Below are 17,723 nucleotides of genomic sequence, written 5' to 3'. Positions count from 1 at the left end.
GGGCGGCTCGGCATCCCGGGCGGGCGGTCGCTCAATTGTCCATGCCGCAGCAGCCACTCGTGCCGCGGGGCCCGGCCGCGGTGTCGAGACGGCAGAAGCAGGACGCCTCGACGGGTACGTCCGTCAGGGCGTCCGCGAACTTCAGCTGCTGGGCAACGATCCGCGCCTCGCCGTCCCTGCCGAGACGTACCAGGCATTCGTGCAGTCCGTGCAGGGACCAGACGTTCCCCGGATGCTGCGACGGCCGGGGCAGGGAGTCGTCGAGACCCAGGTCGGCACGGTAGACCGCCTCCGCCTCGGCGATCCGGCCCTGTTCGAGCAGCAGGGCGCCGTACGCGTGCCGGGTGGGCTGCATCCAGCCCCAGGGTTCGTCGTAGGGGAGGTTGTCGTCCAGTTCGATCGAGCGTTCCAGGGCGGCGAAGGCGGCCTCGTGCCGGCCCTTGCGGTACTCCAGTTCGCCGTCGAGCATGGTGGCGGCGATGGCGAGGATGTCGGCGCAGGTGTTGTTGAACAGCATGCGCGTCTCCGGGACCCGGGCGGCGGCCTCCCGGAAGAGGGTGCGTTCGACCTCCGCCTCGGGGACCCGGCCGGTCGCGGAGAGGGCGACGCCACGGCCGTAGTGCCGCATCGCGGTCGTCATGCTGTACAGGCGCGGGTCGGTGGGGTCCGGGAGCGCCAGGATGTCGGCCCAGCGGCCGAAGCGGATCAGCACGTGGACCCGCATGGCGAGGAACGCCTCCAGCCAGTCCGCCATGGGCGGGCTCTCCACCCGCAGCAGTTCCTCCGGCAGGCACTCCTCCAGCCGGTCGGAGGCCTCCAGGGCGATCCGCGACCGGCCGAGGAACATCGCGCCGTAGATCCTGAAGTGGTGGTTGTGGGCGCGGTAGAGGGTGTAGAAGTTCATCGCTCCGGCCCGGGCCACGTACTTCTCGTCGGCGGCGACCGCCCGGGTGTTGTCCCTCACCACCGCGCGGTAGTCGCCGCACAGCACTTCCAGATGCGAGGGCATGTGCTGGAGGTGGCCGGCGTCGGGCACGAGGTCGCGCAGCCGGTCGGCGGCGGGCAGGGCCGTCTCGGGAGTCGGGGACATCTCCATCAGGTGGATGTAGAGGTGCAGCACGCCGGGGTGACTGGCCCCGGCCGCGGTGGCGAGCGCCGCGTCGAGCACGGCACGCGCCTCACGCGTGCGCGCGCCCTCGGCGGGTTCCCCGGTGCGCACGTCCCACAGCTGCCAGGGCGTCAGGTTCATCAGGGCGTCGGCGTACAGGGCGGCCACGTCGAGGTCGTCGGGGGCCAGCGCGTGGACGGCGGCCATGGCGTCGGCGTAGGGCCGGTTCCACACCGAGCAGTCGTCGACGGGGCGGTCCTGCGGGTAGCGGGCGCGCAGGGCGGCGATCAGGGCGCGTTCGACGGGGGTGGCGGTGACGGCCTTCTCATGGGCCAGTTCCACCGCGGCGTGGGTGCGCTCCACGGTCCGTGCCAGGTCCTGGTCGTCGTAGAACTCCCAGGGCTTGTTGTAGTTGGGGCCGAGGGCGTAGGCGATCCCCCAGTGGGCCATCGCGCAGTGCGGGTCGGCGCGGACGGCCGTCTCGAAGCAGGCCACCGCCTCCTCGTGGTGGAAGGCGTACGACCAGACCAGGCCGCGGTCGAACCAGCGCTGGGCCTCGGCCGACGACGTGGTGACCGTACGGCGGTGGCTGCCGAGGTCGTAGTACCCCCACTCGGTGCCCGTTTCCGTGTTGCTCTTGTTTCCGTCCCGCATGGGGCTCCCCTCGTCGCGCGGCCGCCCCGCCGGTCCGGGGCAGGCGCCGCTCGGAGCGACCTGTGCGGTCACTCCGAGCGACATATACCGTGCGGCCGGGCGGCGGGGCGGTCTCCCGCGTCAGGGAGCACCCGTTCGTGCCCGGCGCGGTGGTTGCCTCCGTGAGGTACTCAGTACGGGCGCTTCGTGGAACGGCGCAGGAGGACGAATCCGGCGATCAGCGCCAGCGCGCCCGCCGCGGCCGGCCACAGGCCGGCGCCGGTCTCGGCCAGGCTTCCCTGCGCCTGAGGGGCGGGGACGGCGGACGGGGCGTCGCCGGTGTCCGCCGCGACCGGACTCTGCTCCGGGGCCGGGGGCTCGGCAGGGGTCTCGTCCGGAGCCGTGGCGGGGGCGCCGATCTCGCCCTTGGCGTCGGGGTCCTGCGCGGGGGTCTCCGCGGCGGGCTTGGTCGACTTGGCGGTCGGTTTCGTGTAGACGCGGGGTTCGGCGGTGCGGGGTGCGTCGGCGGAGCCGGAGCCGGTGTCGCCCTCGGCCGGCCCGGCCTGGGGCTCCTCTGAGTTCTGGGCGGGGGGCTGCTGCCGGCCGTCGTCCTGACCAGGCTGGTCCTGACCGCCTTGGTCCTGACCGCCTTGGTCCTGACCGCCCTGGTCCTGACCGCCCTGGTCGGCGCCGCCGTTGTCGTCACCGCCGGCGTTGTTCTTGTCACCGCCGCCGTTGTCGGCGCCGCCGCCGTCACCGCTCGCGCCGGCGCCGCAGGTGCGGCCCTCGTTGATGCAGTCGACCATCTCGTTCATCAGGTCCTCGGCGAAGACGTTGATGAAGTCGCCGTGATCCGTGACCGGCTTGTGCAACTGCTCGGGGAAGGAGTCCACCGCGAACAGGGGGGTCGTACGGCCGCCGTCCCCGAGGCTCGGCGCGTCGACGTCGTAGACGATGCGCTGCACCAGCTGCGGGATGGCCTTGAAGCCGGCCGGGCAGCTGCCGTCGGCCGCCGCGAACGCCACGTGGGTGCGGTGGTTGGCGCTGTCGATGTTGGTGCCGTCCCAGCAGCTCTGGAAGCGGAAGGTGCGTACGACGTCGCTGCCGTTGGGGCAGACCGGGTACTTGTCCTTGAGCTGCCGGTCCTCGAAGCCGGTGCAGCTCCAGGAGGCGTTGGCGTTGGCGGTGCCGTTGACGAAGGCCTTGGCGTCGCCGGTGATGATGCGCAGCAGCCGCGGCATGGCCGTGACCTCGGAGCGCGGGTTGCCCACGAAGGTCATGGTGACCTCCTCGGGCGTGACGATCTCGCCCGCGTTGCCCTCGACGCCACCGCCGGGGGACTGCGCGTCCTGCGCCTGGGCGCCGTTCTGGAGTCGCAGCACGGGCCAGAAGTACGAGGACTTGTCGCTCTGGTCGACGCAGCTGGTCTCGCCGTTCGCGAGGTCGTCGTCCGAGGCGAAGGCGTCGTTGGCCTGGTTGCCGACGTAGTCGTGGAAGTGGTGGGCGCCGTTGGTGACGCCCGGTGCGACGATCACGTTGTCGGAGTTGAACAAGCCGTTGGCGTTGACACCGCAGCTGGTGGCGAAGGTGCCCTTCGAGGGGCCGGCACCGGGGTCGGCGGCCTGCTGGGCGGGCTGCACGGACGTGATGTCGGCGAAGTCGGCGGCCACGGGGCCGTTGCCCGCCTGCCCGCCGTTGCCTCCGCCGTCCTGCTGACCGTCGCCCTCGCCGCCGTCGTCCTGCTGCCCGTCTCCGTCCTGCTGCCCGTCTCCGCCCTGCTGACCGTCTCCCTGGTCCTGGCCGTCTCCGCCGTTGCCCCCGGCTTCCTCGCCCGCCTTGTCGTCGGCGGTGCGCAGGGTGCAGGCGGCGAGATCGGAGAGGCCCTCCGGCCGGTCGCCCACGCGGTCGATGGCGATCCCGATGCGGTCGATGGTCGCGGCGCGCTTCTCCTTCAACGGGTTCATCACCGCGTTGTCGGCGAAGCCCGCGTCGTCGCGCACGGCCTGGGCCGAATCCTGGAGTTGCTGGTAGGCGGCGGCTATCTGCTGGTCCAGCTGGGCGAGTTCGCGGTCGACCTCCTCACCCGCGCCGTCCGGAACCGAGGTCAGCCGACTGCCCACGTCCGGACAGTCGATGGTGACGGAACCGGAGGTCCAGGGCCCTTGGTCGTCCTCGGTCGCGGAGGCGTAGACGTTCGCGGCCATCAGCCCTCCGCCGCCGAGCATCAGGGCGACCGCGGCGAACGTCGCTCGTCGTCCGCCCATCGGGCGCCTGCGCCTGCTGTGTCCCACGAAGTGCTCCAAAACGTCGTCGGCGGCCAGGACATGAGATCCCCGCGGCTCTATACGCAACCGGACCCCGGAGTGTTCAACCGCCTTACATCTTCATGGGAGTTTCTCAGGTATCCGCACCTACCTGGGCGTCAGCCCTGGACGCGGGATTCTCCGGGGCGGCCGTGACAGTCGGGGTGGTCCGCGTCGGGGTGACCGGGGTGTCCGGGGCCGGGGCGTCTGACAGCGGGACGCCCGAGAGCTGGGCCCCCGAGGCCGGGGTGGCCTGGGCCGGGGTGTCCGGCGAGGACGGTGCGCAGGCGGGCACGGGCCGGCGCCGGGGACGGCGCCGGTCGGGGAACCAGGCGGGGCGCCGACCGTGCAGCAGGCCCAGGATGACCGCGGCGGCCACCGCCACCAGGTGTTCGCGGCCGGCGAGGTTGGGTTTGGCTATCGATTCCCAGACCATCGAGCCGCCGGTGAGGGTGAAGACGACGGGCGCCCGCCTGACGACGGAGATGTAGGTGAAGAGGCCGACGACCGCGGCAGAAGGGCCTGTGTCGAGCACCTGCCCCGCCTCGGGCGGAAGACCGAACCCCCAACGGTCCGGACCCGCCATGATCATCACCCGCGCGGCGAGGGTGCCGGCCAGCGTGGTCAGGTAGGCGACGGCCAGGGTCCGGCCCCGGCCGAGGCTGTTCTCGGCCAGCGCGAAGGCGAGGAACAGCTGGGTGATACCGGCCCAGACCGGCAGGTCGAGCGCGGGGACGTACAGCGAGACCGGGGTGCGCAGGAGGGCCAGCCACAGGGGGAGGTCTCCCTGGACGCCGCCGACGGCCCGCACGACGTCCGCCCCGGCCGGCCGCTGGGCGAGGGCGTGGAAGAAGATGACGCCCCCGACGGCCACACCGGCGAGCAGCAGCCCGGCGGGTCCGCGCCGGAGCAGTCGCCGTACCGGGTCGACGACCACGCTGTGCGCTTCGGCGCGCAGCGTGCGCAGGACGAAGGCGCCCGCGCCGATGACGTGGGCCGCCGCGCCGAGCCGCTCTCCCCTCGCGTCGCCGCGCACGGCACGGCGCTCACCGGCGCCACGCCGCCGTTCCTGTGCTGGACGCACGTTCCCCAAGGTCTCCCCAACCGCTCGCCGCGCGCGGGGAGCGCACGGCCGGATCCGGCACCCGCGCGCGGTGCCGGCTCCGACGGCCGGATCCGCGCGCGGGTCGTACGCCCATGTAGACGCCGGGAAGGCCTTCGGGGATCAGTCCGGGGCTGTGATCAGGCAGGACGTCGGGGCCGGACCGCCGGCGGGCACCGCCCTCGGGCGCCGCCCCTCCTCGGGCGTCGGTCAGGTCCACAGCTCCTCGCTGTCGCACAGCCGTGCCCCCATGTTGCGTTCCATCATCCGCAGCGCCGCGTCCGCCAGGTCGGCGTGCATGTGGGCGACCGCGTCCCGCGGGACGGTCACCCGCAGATGGCGGATGTGGGCGTCGAGCGCGGAGTACAGGACGCATTGTTCGGTGACCTGGCCGCACAGGACGATGTGGTCGATGCCCTGCTGGTCGAGGAGGTAGGCCAGCGGGGTCTCGAAGAAGATCGAGTGCCGGGCCTTGACCACGAAGAGCGAGGCGTCGTCGGGCACCAGCGGCTCGACGAGGTCGGCGTGCGGGCCGGAGAGAGCCGTGTCGAGAAGCTCCCCGTGGTGGGACCGCCACTCCCCGAAGTTGTCGTTGACGTACACGACCGGGATGTCGGTGCCGCGGGCCCGTTCGAGCAGCCCGGCCACCGCCGGGACTACCCGGCGCGCCGCCGGCAGGAGAAGGTCGGCGTCGGCGTGGTCGTAGGTGTTGATCATGTCGATGACGATCAGCGCGGTGTTGCCCATGCGTCACGGGTTCCCCTCCGGGAGCGGGTACCACGGTCTGCCGCCTCACCGGCATCGGGCGGAGGGCGGGATCCCGGCCGGATCGGACAGGGGGGGAAGTCGGCACCGGCCGGGAGCGGCCGCGATCCCCTGGGGAGCCGGCCGCTCCCCCACCGTAGGCGGGCCTCGCGGTGTCCGCCCGGCGGGTGGTCAGGACGGGTGGCCAGGAGGCGGCCGGATGGGTGAACGGCCGCGCCAGGACGGGTGAACGGCAGCGGACAGGGCGGTGGGGGGGGGGGGGGGGGGGGGGGGGGGGGGGGGGGGGGGAAGGGGGGGGGGGGGGGAGGGGAGGGGGGGGGGGGGGGGGGCCCCCCCCCCCCGCCCCCCCCCCCCCCCCCCGGGCCACTGCGGGGCCTCAGCCCTGGCGAGCCTTGAAGCGGGGTTCCTTCTTGTTGATGACGAAGGTGACCCCCTTCCGGCGCACGACCTGGGCTCCGGGCCTGGACTTCAGGGAACGCAGGGAGTTGCGCACCTTCATGACTGCCTCCTCTGTTGCACCTGCGGGCCGGCGCCGTGGCCCGACCCTTCTCGGGCCGGCGCCGTGGCCGACCCTTCTCGGACCGGCGCTCCTGGTCGGCGCCTCGGCTCAGCGCTCCTCGCGGAACGTGACGTGTCGTCCGGCGACCGAGTCGTACTTGCGCAGGACCAGCCGGTCGGCGTCGTTCTGACGGTTCTTGCGGGTCACATAGGTCGCGCCGGTACCGGCCGTGGACCTGAGGGTGACGACGGGGCGCGCCGTGCTGCGTGCCATGGGGGCCTCCTTTCACCGGCGTCGCACCTTTGAGCGGTGCATGCCAGTCACGGGACACAACAGCGGAGGGGACCGACTCATTCCCGCGCGAAGGTGGTGGTCTTCGCGCGGGAACCGGTGGTGCGGAACTGGCCGCCCCCGCCGTCCGGCACCTTCCGGAGCCGTACGACGCACAGGGGCGTGAGCCGCGTGTGACCGGCGCCGGTCACGACGACCGGCGCGACGGGGGCCACCCCTCCCCGGGACCAGGACACCGGTCGCGAGGGGTGTCCACCCGCCCCAGGGACCAGCACACCGGTCGCGGAGGGTGTCCACCCGCGCCGGACCAGCGCGCCCGGCTTGCGCACGGCCGGGGCGGCAGTCCTTGCCCCGCGGTATCGCCCCCGCCTCGGTTACAGTGCTCCGCCGGTATCGAACGGGAAACCGGTTCCGAGCGGAGGAGAGACAGCGGTGCGTTGTGGGGTGGGGAACGCCTGGCGGGGCCTGGCGACGGCGGCCTTGCTGGCGGCGACGGCGGCGGGGTGCGGGGAGTCGGGGGACGGCTCGGGCGGGTCCGGCACGAGAGCGAAGGCGTCGGCCACCGCCGGGGTCGCGGCGCGTGGGGGGAGCATCGGTGCCGCCGGCTCGGCCTGTGAGCTTCCCGTCACGTTCGACATCGCCGAGTTCTGGGAGGCCGAGGCCATCGACACGGCCTCGCAGGAGGGCGACACCGGCAACGAGATCACGGACCAACTCGCCGACGCGTTCCTGCACCAGGGACCGGTCACCATGGCCTGCGAGGTCGACGCCAAGCCGGCCGGGAAGCTCGGCTTCCTCCGGGTGTGGACGGGCGAGCCCGGTGACGCCGACGCCCGCGGCGTGCTGGAGGACTTCGTGACCGCCGGGAAGGGGGCGAGCGGGGCGAAGTACAGCTCGTTCAAGGTCGGCTCTCTCTCCGGTGCGGAGGTGGAGTACACGACGACGAGCGAGGTGCTGGAGGAGACGAAGAAGGAGCGCGCCCTGGCCGTGAGCACGGCCGACGGCCCGGTCGTCGTTCATCTGGGGGGCATGGACACCGAGGAGCACGAGGCGATGCTGCCGGCGTACGAGCTGGCCAAGAGGACTCTCGAGGCGACTGCCTGACGGGACCCGAACCGGCAGGGGGCTCAGCCGAGCAGCTCACGCATCCGTGCCGCCGCCCGCACGGCCGCGTCGGCGCAGCAGTTGTTGAACAGCACGTGCACGCGCTCGGCCCGGCCGGCGAGGGCGTGCACCCTGGGCAGCCATTCGCGCAGTTCGTCGTCGGCGTACTCGTGGCGGAAGCGGTCCTCCTTGCTGCCCGTCCCCCAGGCGTGGCTGCGGCCGTGGAACCGCACGACCGCGAGCTGTTCGCAGGTCACGGGCGTGACCGGCGGGATCGCGGACGGCAGCGACGGCTCCATGTCGACGGCGACGGCGGCGAAGCCGTATGACCGCAGCAACTCCTCGGTGGTACGCCGCTGTTCACCGCGCCACCAGTCCGGGTGCCGGAACTCCACGCAGACCGGCCACCCGGCGGTGCGCTCACGGCAGTCGGCGAGGACGGCATCGGCGTGCGGGCCGGGGCGCAGCCACGGCGGGAACTGGAACAGGACGGCGCCCAGCCGCCCGGCCTCGCGCAGCGGCTGGATGCCGTCCGTGAAGCGCCGCCACACCTCGTCGAGCGCCTTCGGGGAGCGGACGTCGTCGGGCAGCCCCGGCGGCAGCACCGCGGGCCGGGTGGGATGGCCGGTCAGCAGGGAGAAGGCCTTGACGTCGAACACGAAGCCGTCGGGGGTGCGTTCGGCCCAGAGCCGGCTGTTGCGTTCGGAGGGCAGGGCGTAGTACGTCGCGTCGACCTCGACGAGGGGGAAGTGTTCGGCGTAGTGCCGCAGTCGGCCCTCCGGGTCCCGCCGCCCGGTCGGGTACCAGCCGCTGCCGAGGAGTGCCCGGTCCGTCCACGAACAGGAGCCGATCAGTATCTCGCCCATGGCGGCCGGTTACCCCGGACGGACGGGATCAGCCACCCATCATCCGGCGGGGCCGGTGAGGTGACCTCCCGTCACGGGCGATCGGAGAAGCCCGGCGGCGAGTTCGCGACGGACCGCCTCGCCCGGGTCCACGGCCAGGGCGCTCGGGTGGGTCCGGAATCCGGGCGCGCGATACGACCCGTGTGGCCCGCCTCCCCGGCGGCGCATGCCGCGTACGTGGTGTGGTGCGGTCCTCCAGCGCCTCCGGTCCGGTCATGGCCGACCACCGGGAGACCGCGCCGCGTGGGGGCGCGGACGGTGACCAGGAGGGCCCGGACGTCGTCCGGGCGATGGGCCGGTCCGAGCCGAGGTGAGGCTGGTTACCGCGTCCCTCGACGCGCGCGGGACGCACAGGGCAGCGCGCGGGACGCGCAGGACGGGGTGCAGCGCGGGACGACCGTGGCCGGCGGGACGCCTCGGTGGAGCCCGCCACCCGCCCACGGCAGCGACGACACCACCGGACGGCCGCGCCGACACCCTCTCCGACGCCCCGCCCCGCCGGGCGGCCGTCGTGGGCGGCACGAGGCATCTGCTGATCGACCTCGACCCGGTCGGTTCTCCGGCTGCTGCTGCGTCCGCCTGGCCCCGGCCACCAGCCGGCGGACGGCGGACGGCCGACGCCGGCCGCCTCCCGCCACGCCACCCCGACGGACGTACGCACGGCGTGGGCCTGGCGGAGGGGAGCGTGCCCGGCGTCGGCGGGCGCCCACCGGGCGGCGGCCGGGCCGCCTCCGGAGCCGGGCGTCGCCCTGACCGACGCCGTACCCGGACGGGCCGCTCGATCATCGGGGCACGACACCGACGGCGGCGTCGGGGCCGCCGGAGTCCATCGCACCGCGTAACGGGCCTCGCCTGACGGAGCCGGGCAGTGTAGACATGGCACATGGTCCGACTCCTGGGGCGATCGGGTGCCCGGCCGGCCCGTCGTCCCCGGGCCCCGCTGGTGCGGCGCACGCCCGAGACCACGCTCGGCGGGCGCAGTCTCGCCGCGCAGGTGTTCGTCCTGCAAGTGGTCGTCGTCCTGCTGCTGGTCGTCACGGCGGTCGTCGCCCTGGTGCTCCAGGCGCGGCACGACACCACCGAGGAGGCCCGCAACCGCTCGCTCGCCGTCGCGGAGACCTTCGCGAACTCCCCGGGCGTGCTGGAGGCTCTGCGCGGCCCCGACCCGACAGCCGTACTCCAGCCACGGGCGGAGGCCGCGCGTCGGACCTCCGAGGTCGACTTCATCGTCGTCATGGACGCCGACGGCATCCGCTACACCCACCCCAAGCCCGACCGCATCGGCAGGAAGTTCGTCGGCACGCTGGCCCCGGCGCAGGCCGGCGGGACGGTGGTCGAGGAGGTCGACGGGACGATCGGGCGGCTCGTGCAGGCCGTGGTGCCGGTGAAGGCGGCCGACGGCCGGATCGTGGGACTGGTGTCGGCCGGCATCACCACCGCGCGGGTCGGCGGGAACGCCAACCGTCAGCTGCCACTGGTGCTGTCCACGGCCGCGGTGGCTCTCGCCCTGGCCACCGGGGGCACGGCTCTGGTCAGCCGCCGCCTGCTGCGCCAGACGCACGGACTGGGTCCGCGCGAGATCACCCGGATGTACGAGCATCACGACGCGGTGCTGCACGCCGTGCGGGAAGGGGTGATCATCGTCGGCGGGGAGGGCGATCTGCTGCTCGCCAACGACGAGGCGCACCGGCTGTTGGACCTGCCCGCGGACGCCGAACTCCGCAAGGTGTTCGATCTGGGGCTGGACGCCGACACCGCCGAACTGCTCGCCTCCGGGCGGATGGCGACGGACGAGGTGCACCTGGTCGGGGAGCGGCTGCTGGCGATCAACCAGCGGCCCACCGATCTCGCGGGCGGCCCGGCCGGCAGTGTCGCCACGCTGCGTGACTCGACCGAACTGCGCGCCCTCTCGGGACGGGCGGACGCGGCCCGCGAGCGCCTGGACATGCTGTACGCGGCCGGGGTGGGCATCGGGACGAGCCTGGACGTGACGCGGACCGCGGAGGAGCTGACGGAACTGGCCGTGCCCCGGTTCGCGGACTTCGCGTGCGTCGACCTCTTCGACGCCGTCCTGGTGGGCGAGGAGCCGGACGCGCGGGGCGCTCTGCGGCGGACGGCGACAGGTGTGATCCGCAAGGGCGCGCCGCTGTACGCGGTGGGCGAGCAGATCCGGTTCGTGGAGTCGTCCCCGCAGGCCCGCAGCCTGGCGGAGGGCCGGCCCGTGCTGGAGGCCCGGCTCGCCGAGTCGCCGGGCTGGCGGGCGCAGGACCTGGAACGGACCGAGCAGGTGGTGGAGTTCGGCATCCACTCGCTGATCACCGTACCCGTGCGGGCCGGGGCCCTGGTGCTGGGCGTGGTCAGTTTCTGGCGTTCGGAGCGGCCCCAGCCCTTCGACCCGGAGGAGGTCGTCCTCGCGGAGGAGCTGGTGGCACGGGCCGCGGTCTCCATCGACAACGCCCGCCGCTTCACCCGCGAGCACGGTATGGCCGTGACCCTCCAGCGCAGCCTGCTGCCGCGCACCCTGCCCGAGCAGGGCGCACTGGACATCGCCTACCGCTATCTGCCGGCGCAGGCGGGTGTGGGCGGCGACTGGTTCGACGTCCTGCCCCTGTCGGGGGCCCGCGTCGCGCTGGTCGTCGGAGACGTCGTCGGGCACGGGCTGCACGCGGCCGCCACCATGGGCCGGCTGCGCACCGCCGTCCACAACTTCTCCGCGCTGGACCTGGCGCCGGAGGAGCTTCTCGTGCTGCTCGACGAGATGGTCGCCCGTATCGACCAGGACGAGACGGCCGACGGCAGCACAGCGCCCGTGGCGGGGGCGACCTGTCTGTACGCCATCTACGACCCGGTGTCCCGGCGCTGCGCCGTCGCCCGGGCCGGCCATCCGCCGCCCGCGCTGGTCCATCCCGACGGGCGGGTGGAGTTCCTGGACGTCCCGGCGGGCCTGCCGCTGGGGCTCGGCGGGCTACCGTTCGAGACGGCCGAGGTGGAGCTGGCGGAGGGCAGCCGGCTGGTGCTGTACACCGACGGGCTGGTGGAGGACCGCAAGCAGGACATCGACACCGGTCTGGAACGGCTGCGCACCGCGCTCGGACGCGGCGACGGCTCGCCCGAGGAGACCTGCCGGGTCGTCCTGGAGTCGCTGCTGCCGGCCCGCCCGAACGACGACATCGCCCTGATCGTGGCCCGCACCCGGGCGCTCGGCGCGGACCGGGTCGCCGAGTGGGACGTGCCGGTGGATCCGGCGGCCGTCGGTGAGGTGCGAGCGGCCGTGGCCCGGCAGCTCGCTCGCTGGGAGCTGGAGGACCTGTCGTTCACGACGGAGCTGATCCTCAGCGAGCTGGTCACCAACGCGATCCGGTACGGCAGCCCGCCCGTCCGGGTACGTCTGCTGCGCGACCGGACGCTGATCTGCGAGGTCTCCGACAGCAGCAACACCTCGCCGCATCTGAGGTACGCGGCCATGACGGACGAGGGGGGTCGCGGGCTGTTCCTGGTGGCCCAGCTCACGGACCGCTGGGGGACGCGCTACACGCCGAGCGGGAAGGTGATCTGGGCGGAGCAGCCGCTGCCGTGAGTCACCGGAGTGGGCTGTGCGGGGGCATTCCCGCAAGCCCCGCGAACCCGGGGGCTGTGTGGGGGGCATTCCCGCAGCCCCGCGAACCCGGGGCTGTGCGGGGCATTCCCGCAGCCCCGCGAACCCCGCCACCGGCCCATAAATGATGCTTATGGGCTCATAGACGGGACCCGCGTACTGGGTTAGGTATGCCTCAGTTTAGGCTTCCCCCGAGTCGATCTGTCACCGCTCGAAGGGAACCTGATCATGCCCCGCCCCCTGCGGGTAGCCATCGTCGGAGCCGGCCCCGCCGGGATCTACGCCGCCGACGCGCTGCTCAAGTCGGATGTGGCCGCCGACCCCGGTGTCTCCATCGACCTCTTCGAGCGCATGCCGGCCCCGTTCGGTCTGATCCGCTACGGCGTGGCCCCCGACCACCCCCGGATCAAGGGCATCATCACCGCCCTGCACCAGGTCCTCGACAAGCCGCAGGTCCGCCTCTTCGGCAACGTCGACTACCCGGGCGACCTGAACCTGGACGACCTGCGCGCCTTCTACGACGCCGTGATCTTCTCGACCGGAGCCATGGCCGACCGCGATATGTCGATCCCTGGCATCGACCTCGACGGCTCCTACGGCGCCGCCGACTTCGTGTCCTGGTACGACGGCCACCCGGACGTGCCGCGCACCTGGCCCCTGGAGGCGGAGAAGGTCGCCGTCCTCGGCGTCGGCAACGTCGCCCTGGACGTGGCCCGCATCCTCGCCAAGACGGCGGACGAACTGCTGCCGACCGAGATCCCGCCGAACGTCTACGACGGCCTGAAGGCCAACAGGGCGAGGGAGATCCACGTCTTCGGCCGCCGCGGCCCGGCGCAGGCGAAGTTCTCGCCGATGGAGCTGCGGGAACTGGACCACTCCCCCACCATCGAGGTCATCGTCGACCCCGAGGACATCGACTACGACGAGGGCTCGATCGCCACCCGGCGCGGCAACAAGCAGGCCGACATGGTCGCCAAGACGCTGGAGAACTGGGCGATCCGTGACACCGGCGACCGCCCGCACAAGCTGTTCCTGCACTTCTTCGAGTCGCCCTCGGAGATCCTCGGCGAGGACGGCAGGGTCGTGGGTCTGCGTACCGAGCGCACCGCCCTCGACGGCACCGGCAACGTCAAGGGCACCGGCGAGTTCAAGGACTGGGACGTCACGGCGGTCTACCGCGCGGTCGGCTACCTGTCCGCGAAGCTGCCGAAGCTGCCCTGGGACATCGAGTCGGGCACGGTCCCGGACAACGGCGGCCGGGTCATCGAGGAGAGCGGCGCCCACCTCCAGTCGACGTACGTCACCGGCTGGATCCGGCGCGGCCCGGTCGGTCTGATCGGCCACACCAAGGGCGACGCCAACGAGACGGTGTCGAACCTGCTGGACGACTTCGCCAACGGCCGTCTGCACGCGCCGTCCTCGCCCGCTCCCGAGGCGGTGGACGCGTTCCTCGCCGAGCGGAGCGTCCGCTACACCACCTGGGAGGGCTGGTACAGGCTGGACGCCGCGGAGAAGGCGCTGGGCGAGCCGCAGGGCCGTGAGCGCGTGAAGCTCGTCGAGCGAGAGGACATGCTCCGCGAGAGCGGCGCCTGACCGGCCCGGCGGCGCTTTCGCCGCCACTGCTGGTGAGAAGGGTCCGCGGAGCTGCCGTCCGCGGGCCCTTCAGGCTTCGCGGCGGGCCGCACGGGGGCAGGAGGCCCGGACGGGTGCGGGTGGGGGGCGGGCGGGGCGGGCGGGGCGGGCGGACACGGGGTACGGAGAGGAGCGGTGGGGCCATGACGCCGGAGCAGCCTTGCCGGGCTCGGTGGACGCGGTCGCGTGGACGACGGACGCCCGCCGCGGGTAGGAACGCCGGGCGGGGGGCTGCCCTCGCGTGCTCCCCAGCCCGCCAATGCCCGCAGGCCACCGGGGCGCACGTCTGTAAACGAGCTGACGGGGTGACTTCGTCGACGGCTCGTCGGCACGGGACCCGCGGCGTCGGCCGTGGATGTGCCGACTGCTCAGCCAGGACCCGTCCGGCAAGGCACGGCTGACCACGGAGCGGCTCCGCCGAGTCCCGTTCGCCGTGGAGGGGCACACGCCCGTGCGGACGTGTGCCCTGGTTCAGTCCTCCCTGGCCCGCCGGGTGGCCGTGGCCCCCGGAATCATCCCGGTGTCCACCGCGTGGTCGACCGCGTCCTGTATGTCCCGATACACGAGGTCGGAATTCTCCGCGGGCCGGTCCGGCAGGCCCGCCTCCTGACGGTCCAGGGCCGTGCGCCGCGCGAGTTCCTCCTCGTCGGGCCGCCTGGGCAGTCCCCTGCCGTGGCCGGAGTACGGATCTCCTTCGACGGCGCTGTTGGATTTGTGATGCGTCATACCGCCTCGCCCTCCTTCTCCTCCGCCGTGTCCCCGAGGCCACTGCGCACGGTGTGCTGGAGGGAGTCGTCCCCCGCACCGGCGACGATCGTGTCGCCGGACGGCTCACACGCACCCCGACGACGGCATCGACATGAGCGGCTCCCGGTGCGGCGACGGGTCCCTTCAACCGAAGCGCGGCGCCGGATGCACCGCAAGTGGAGGCGGTGACCGCGAGGCCCCGCACCGGCGACAGGTCGGCCGGAACGGCGGCCGACGAGGGCCGACGCTAGCCGTCGTCGCGTGGGTGGGCCTCGACGACCTGGCCGCGGAGGGTGGCCTTCAGGTAGGCACTGCCGTACTCGTCGGAGAGGTAGACGTTCAGGGCAGGATCGGTGTCGAGGAGCGTGGAGGCCGGGTTGACGATCAGGTAGCGGCTGGTGGGGTCCGGCACGTTCAGGGTGCGGGTCGCCCTGGTGAGCAGCGCGGGCACGGCGTCCCAGGCGACGTCGTCCAGGTCGACGGGGACCGAGCCGTCCGTGATGGTGCCGCCGGGTCCGAACTTCACCGCCACGTCCCCGCCCCGGTAGCCTCCCGCAGAACGCGCTCACGCAGGGTACGGGCGCCCTGCGGGTCGTACTCGGCGAGGTCCCGATCGGGGGGCCGCACCTCCTTGACGGCGACGTCGCGGTGCAGCGCGAGATCGTGCGCCCGCCACACCCAGCCCATGCCCCCGCCGCCGAGCCGCTCGACCAGTTCGAACCGGCCGTCCACGACGCGTCTGTCGGATCCCCCTGTGCTCATGGAAGGGGAGCTTAGGCCTTCGGCGCGCCCGCTCGTGCCCCGGCATGTCCTCCCCGTGCGCCTGCCGTACGGGGCACTGCGCGAATGGGGTGGTGACGCCGCGGGCATGCTCTGGGCGACGTCGCTTCCGGTGGGCCGTGCCGGAACCGGACCGGAGTCCCCTTTCCCCCGCCCGCATCCCACGAAGGACATGTGGCCTTGGTTCAAACGTACCCTGAGGCACCGTCAGCCCGCCGTCCCGGCCGTTCCTGGACCATCCGTGTGGTCGGACACCGGGACCGCACCGCGTCGGTCACCTGTTCCTCCGCGTGCGCGATGCCGTCGCGCTCGCGCGATCTGGCGGCCCTGCGCCGCTTCGCCGAAGCCCATGCCGCCGCGCACGCCCGAGCGGCGTCGGTCCGGTACGACGCCGCCTGCTGGTGCCGACGTGAGCAGTGCGCCCTGCACGAGGGCACGCGGGTCGCCTGCGCGGGGGCGGTCCTGCTGGTGCTGCGGCACGATCCCTCCGTGGGCCAGGTGTGGACGCTCAGTGAGGTCTGTTCCGCCTGTGCCGCGTTGATGCCGCACACCCGGGTTCTCGGCCGTGCGACGCCACCGCCTCCGGCCGACGCCGCCGGTCCGGGTCCGGCGGGCCCGCGCCCGGCGGACGTCCGCCCGCCGTCGGTCCCGGCCGTGGCACCTCCACGGCTGGTGCCCGGCGGTTTCAGCGCGCCCGGCGCGCCGACGGCGAACGCGGGTGGCGCGGAACGCGTCGTCGGGCAACGGCGGGGGGCGGCCCGGCGCCGGGGGCGGGTGGCGGGCGGCGGGGCGTAGGCCCACCGCGCCCCGTCGGCCCGCGCGGTCAGCCGTCGTGCTCCGAACCCCGCTGAGGCCGGAACTGCCGCGGAACGCGCACCGGCAGGGCGCCCGAGGGCCGGTTCCGGGGCGGGGGCGGGAGAGCCGGAACGGCCGGGTACGACGGTTGGGCTGTGGGCAGGGACGCCATCAGTCCGGCGATGTGGGCGCCGCTGCGCCGGCCCTCGAGGTGCAGGCGGCCGACGTTGGCCCGGTCGTCGGCGAGCAGGGTGAGGACGGCGGAGGGGCCGGCCGCGTACGTGGCGACGTAGCCCCTGGCTCCGCGCACGAGGAGTTCGCGGAACTCGCCGCGCGCCGTGAGGTCCACCATGCGGTGGCTGACGCCGAGGGCGGCGGCGGTGAGGGCCGCGAGGCCCTCCGGCTGCACGCCGGGCATGTCCTGGGCGAGGACGAGTCCGTCGACGCTGGCGGCCAGCGCCCCCGTCAGTTGGGGCATGCGCGTGCGCAGCCGGTGCAGTTCGTTCAGGACCTCGGCCTCGACGGCCATCACCAGTCTCCTTTCGGCGCGTGTCGACGGCGCGGCGGTCACCGGTCCGGCGGGGCGCGCCAGCGGGGCAGCACCGAGAGCGTGATCCCGAGGTTACGGAAAGTGGCGGTCCGAGGTGAGAACTTTGGCATTTTCCTCTGGAACGTGCGAGGCCGTCCCCCGATGGCGGCTCCTGGCTCCGGGAGCGGCGTCCGCGGCATCCGGGAAATGGGGACAGGGCCCGCCCCGACGCGGATGGTGGGCGAGCCCTGTCCGCCGGGTCGATCGTCGGGGACCGTGGCGGCCGGGGACCACGCGTGCGCGTCCGCGTCCGCTGGTGAACGCCGCACACCCCGTGTGCGGGCCGCGCACGGGACGCGGACGGCATCGACCGCCACGACTGCACGACGGCGCGCCCTACGGCAGCACGACGGCGACGGCGCCCTACGGCACCACGACGGCGGCGGGTCCCACGGCACCACGACGGCTACCCGCCCTACGGCAGCACCGAGTCGACGTAGCCGCCGTCGACGCGCAGGGCGCCGCCGGTCGTCGCGGAGGCGAGCGGCGAAGCGGCGAGCCGTAGACGACGGGGTTGGCGATCTCCTCCCTCCTCGTCGGTGATCTCCAGGGCGGGGCGGGCGCGCCGAAGATGACGAGATCGTTCACGAGGACGTCCGCGTCGGGCAGGGCCTCGCCGCGCGGGCGGCGCCCTCCCCGGTGCCGACGTCGGCGGCGACCGCCACGAACCGGCCGTCGGGCACCGCGCGCCGCCGTTCGCCGAGGCTCCGGTCGAGGCGGTCGGCGTCCCGTCCGTTGACGCCCACGGTGGCTCCGGCGCGGGCCAGGCCGGCGGCGACGCGCCGATGCCCTGGGAGGAGCCCGTGACCAGCGCTGTCCGTCCTGTGAGATCCAGCTTCATCGGTTCGTTCCTCCTGCGTACCGTCGGTCCCCGC

The 17,723-nt window shown here is 73.6% G+C and carries 15 protein-coding genes and 2 pseudogenes; 4 read left to right on the top strand and 13 right to left on the bottom strand.

Annotated features, from left to right (window positions below; translation table 11 throughout):
• Window positions 1–31 precede the first annotated feature (31 nt).
• The 7 genes from ACZ5Y0_RS08890 to ACZ5Y0_RS08860 form a co-directional block, all read right to left on the bottom strand.
• Window positions 32–1,762, bottom strand: coding sequence for a tetratricopeptide repeat protein (locus tag ACZ5Y0_RS08890; protein WP_469127921.1), 1,731 nt, complete (start codon window positions 1,760–1,762; stop codon window positions 32–34).
• Window positions 1,763–1,932: 170 nt separating this feature from the next.
• Entirely contained in the window at window positions 1,933–3,945 is a 2,013-nt protein-coding gene (locus ACZ5Y0_RS08885; RefSeq protein WP_469128038.1) for a DUF1996 domain-containing protein, read from the bottom strand.
• Window positions 3,946–4,138: 193 nt separating this feature from the next.
• Window positions 4,139–5,128, bottom strand: coding sequence for a hypothetical protein (locus tag ACZ5Y0_RS08880; protein ID WP_469127920.1), 990 nt, complete (start codon window positions 5,126–5,128; stop codon window positions 4,139–4,141).
• Window positions 5,129–5,356: 228 nt separating this feature from the next.
• Entirely contained in the window at window positions 5,357–5,893 is a 537-nt protein-coding gene (locus ACZ5Y0_RS08875; RefSeq protein WP_469127919.1) for a cysteine hydrolase family protein, read from the bottom strand.
• A 394-nt stretch (window positions 5,894–6,287) separates the two neighbouring features.
• Window positions 6,288–6,410, bottom strand: a complete 123-nt coding sequence (ykgO, locus tag ACZ5Y0_RS08870) for a type B 50S ribosomal protein L36 (RefSeq protein WP_073498960.1) — start codon at window positions 6,408–6,410, stop codon at window positions 6,288–6,290.
• Between the two features lie 108 nt (window positions 6,411–6,518).
• Window positions 6,519–6,683 carry a 50S ribosomal protein L33 gene (gene rpmG, locus ACZ5Y0_RS08865; RefSeq protein ID WP_469127918.1) on the bottom strand — a complete coding sequence of 55 codons (165 nt, stop codon included), beginning with the start codon at window positions 6,681–6,683 and terminating at the stop codon, window positions 6,519–6,521.
• 77 nt (window positions 6,684–6,760) lie between these two features.
• Window positions 6,761–6,916: a hypothetical protein gene (locus ACZ5Y0_RS08860; protein ID WP_469127917.1), complete on the bottom strand. Its 156-nt coding sequence runs from the start codon at window positions 6,914–6,916 to the stop codon at window positions 6,761–6,763.
• A gap of 217 nt (window positions 6,917–7,133) precedes the next feature.
• On the opposite strand from ACZ5Y0_RS08860, the gene ACZ5Y0_RS08855 reads away from it, so the two are divergent.
• On the top strand, window positions 7,134–7,805 hold the full coding sequence (locus ACZ5Y0_RS08855) for a lipoprotein (RefSeq protein ID WP_469127916.1): 672 nt from the start codon (window positions 7,134–7,136) through the stop codon (window positions 7,803–7,805).
• Window positions 7,806–7,828: 23 nt separating this feature from the next.
• On the opposite strand, the gene ACZ5Y0_RS08850 is transcribed toward ACZ5Y0_RS08855, so the two are convergent.
• The gene (locus tag ACZ5Y0_RS08850; RefSeq protein WP_469127915.1) at window positions 7,829–8,671 is read right to left on the bottom strand and encodes a DUF72 domain-containing protein; all 843 of its coding nucleotides are present in this window, start codon (window positions 8,669–8,671) and stop codon (window positions 7,829–7,831) included.
• Window positions 8,672–9,593: 922 nt separating this feature from the next.
• Between ACZ5Y0_RS08850 and ACZ5Y0_RS08845 the strand changes: the two genes are divergently transcribed.
• Together ACZ5Y0_RS08845 and ACZ5Y0_RS08840 are read left to right on the top strand one after the other, a co-directional pair.
• The gene (locus ACZ5Y0_RS08845) at window positions 9,594–12,287 is read left to right on the top strand and encodes a SpoIIE family protein phosphatase (protein ID WP_469127914.1); all 2,694 of its coding nucleotides are present in this window, start codon (window positions 9,594–9,596) and stop codon (window positions 12,285–12,287) included.
• 246 nt (window positions 12,288–12,533) lie between these two features.
• Window positions 12,534–13,898, top strand: a complete 1,365-nt coding sequence (locus ACZ5Y0_RS08840; protein ID WP_469127913.1) for an FAD-dependent oxidoreductase — start codon at window positions 12,534–12,536, stop codon at window positions 13,896–13,898.
• A gap of 510 nt (window positions 13,899–14,408) precedes the next feature.
• Here ACZ5Y0_RS08840 and ACZ5Y0_RS08835 read toward each other — a convergent pair.
• The 3 genes and pseudogenes from ACZ5Y0_RS08835 to ACZ5Y0_RS08825 form a co-directional block, all read right to left on the bottom strand.
• Window positions 14,409–14,663: a hypothetical protein gene (locus ACZ5Y0_RS08835; protein WP_469127912.1), complete on the bottom strand. Its 255-nt coding sequence runs from the start codon at window positions 14,661–14,663 to the stop codon at window positions 14,409–14,411.
• Between the two features lie 268 nt (window positions 14,664–14,931).
• Window positions 14,932–15,210 carry a hypothetical protein gene (locus tag ACZ5Y0_RS08830; RefSeq protein WP_469127911.1) on the bottom strand — a complete coding sequence of 93 codons (279 nt, stop codon included), beginning with the start codon at window positions 15,208–15,210 and terminating at the stop codon, window positions 14,932–14,934.
• Between the two features lie 20 nt (window positions 15,211–15,230).
• Window positions 15,231–15,446 (bottom strand): annotated as a pseudogene (locus ACZ5Y0_RS08825) (serine/threonine protein kinase); the annotation flags it as partial.
• 315 nt (window positions 15,447–15,761) lie between these two features.
• Between ACZ5Y0_RS08825 and ACZ5Y0_RS08820 the strand changes: the two are divergent.
• Entirely contained in the window at window positions 15,762–16,259 is a 498-nt protein-coding gene (locus ACZ5Y0_RS08820; RefSeq protein ID WP_469127910.1) for a hypothetical protein, read from the top strand.
• Window positions 16,260–16,287: 28 nt separating this feature from the next.
• Here the strand turns inward: ACZ5Y0_RS08820 and ACZ5Y0_RS08815 are convergent, their stop codons facing one another.
• Together ACZ5Y0_RS08815 and ACZ5Y0_RS08810 are read right to left on the bottom strand one after the other, a co-directional pair.
• A complete protein-coding gene (locus tag ACZ5Y0_RS08815; RefSeq protein ID WP_469127909.1) occupies window positions 16,288–16,788 on the bottom strand; it encodes a roadblock/LC7 domain-containing protein in 501 nt (166 codons plus the stop codon).
• Window positions 16,789–17,377: 589 nt separating this feature from the next.
• Window positions 17,378–17,689: pseudogene (locus ACZ5Y0_RS08810) on the bottom strand (SDR family NAD(P)-dependent oxidoreductase); the annotation flags it as partial.
• Window positions 17,690–17,723: the final 34 nt, after the last annotated feature.

It is taken from the genome of Streptomyces sp. NPDC033216 (assembly GCF_055577115.1).
The sequence above is the reverse complement of the archived record's forward strand: the minus strand, read 5'-3'. Positions and strand labels throughout refer to the sequence as shown.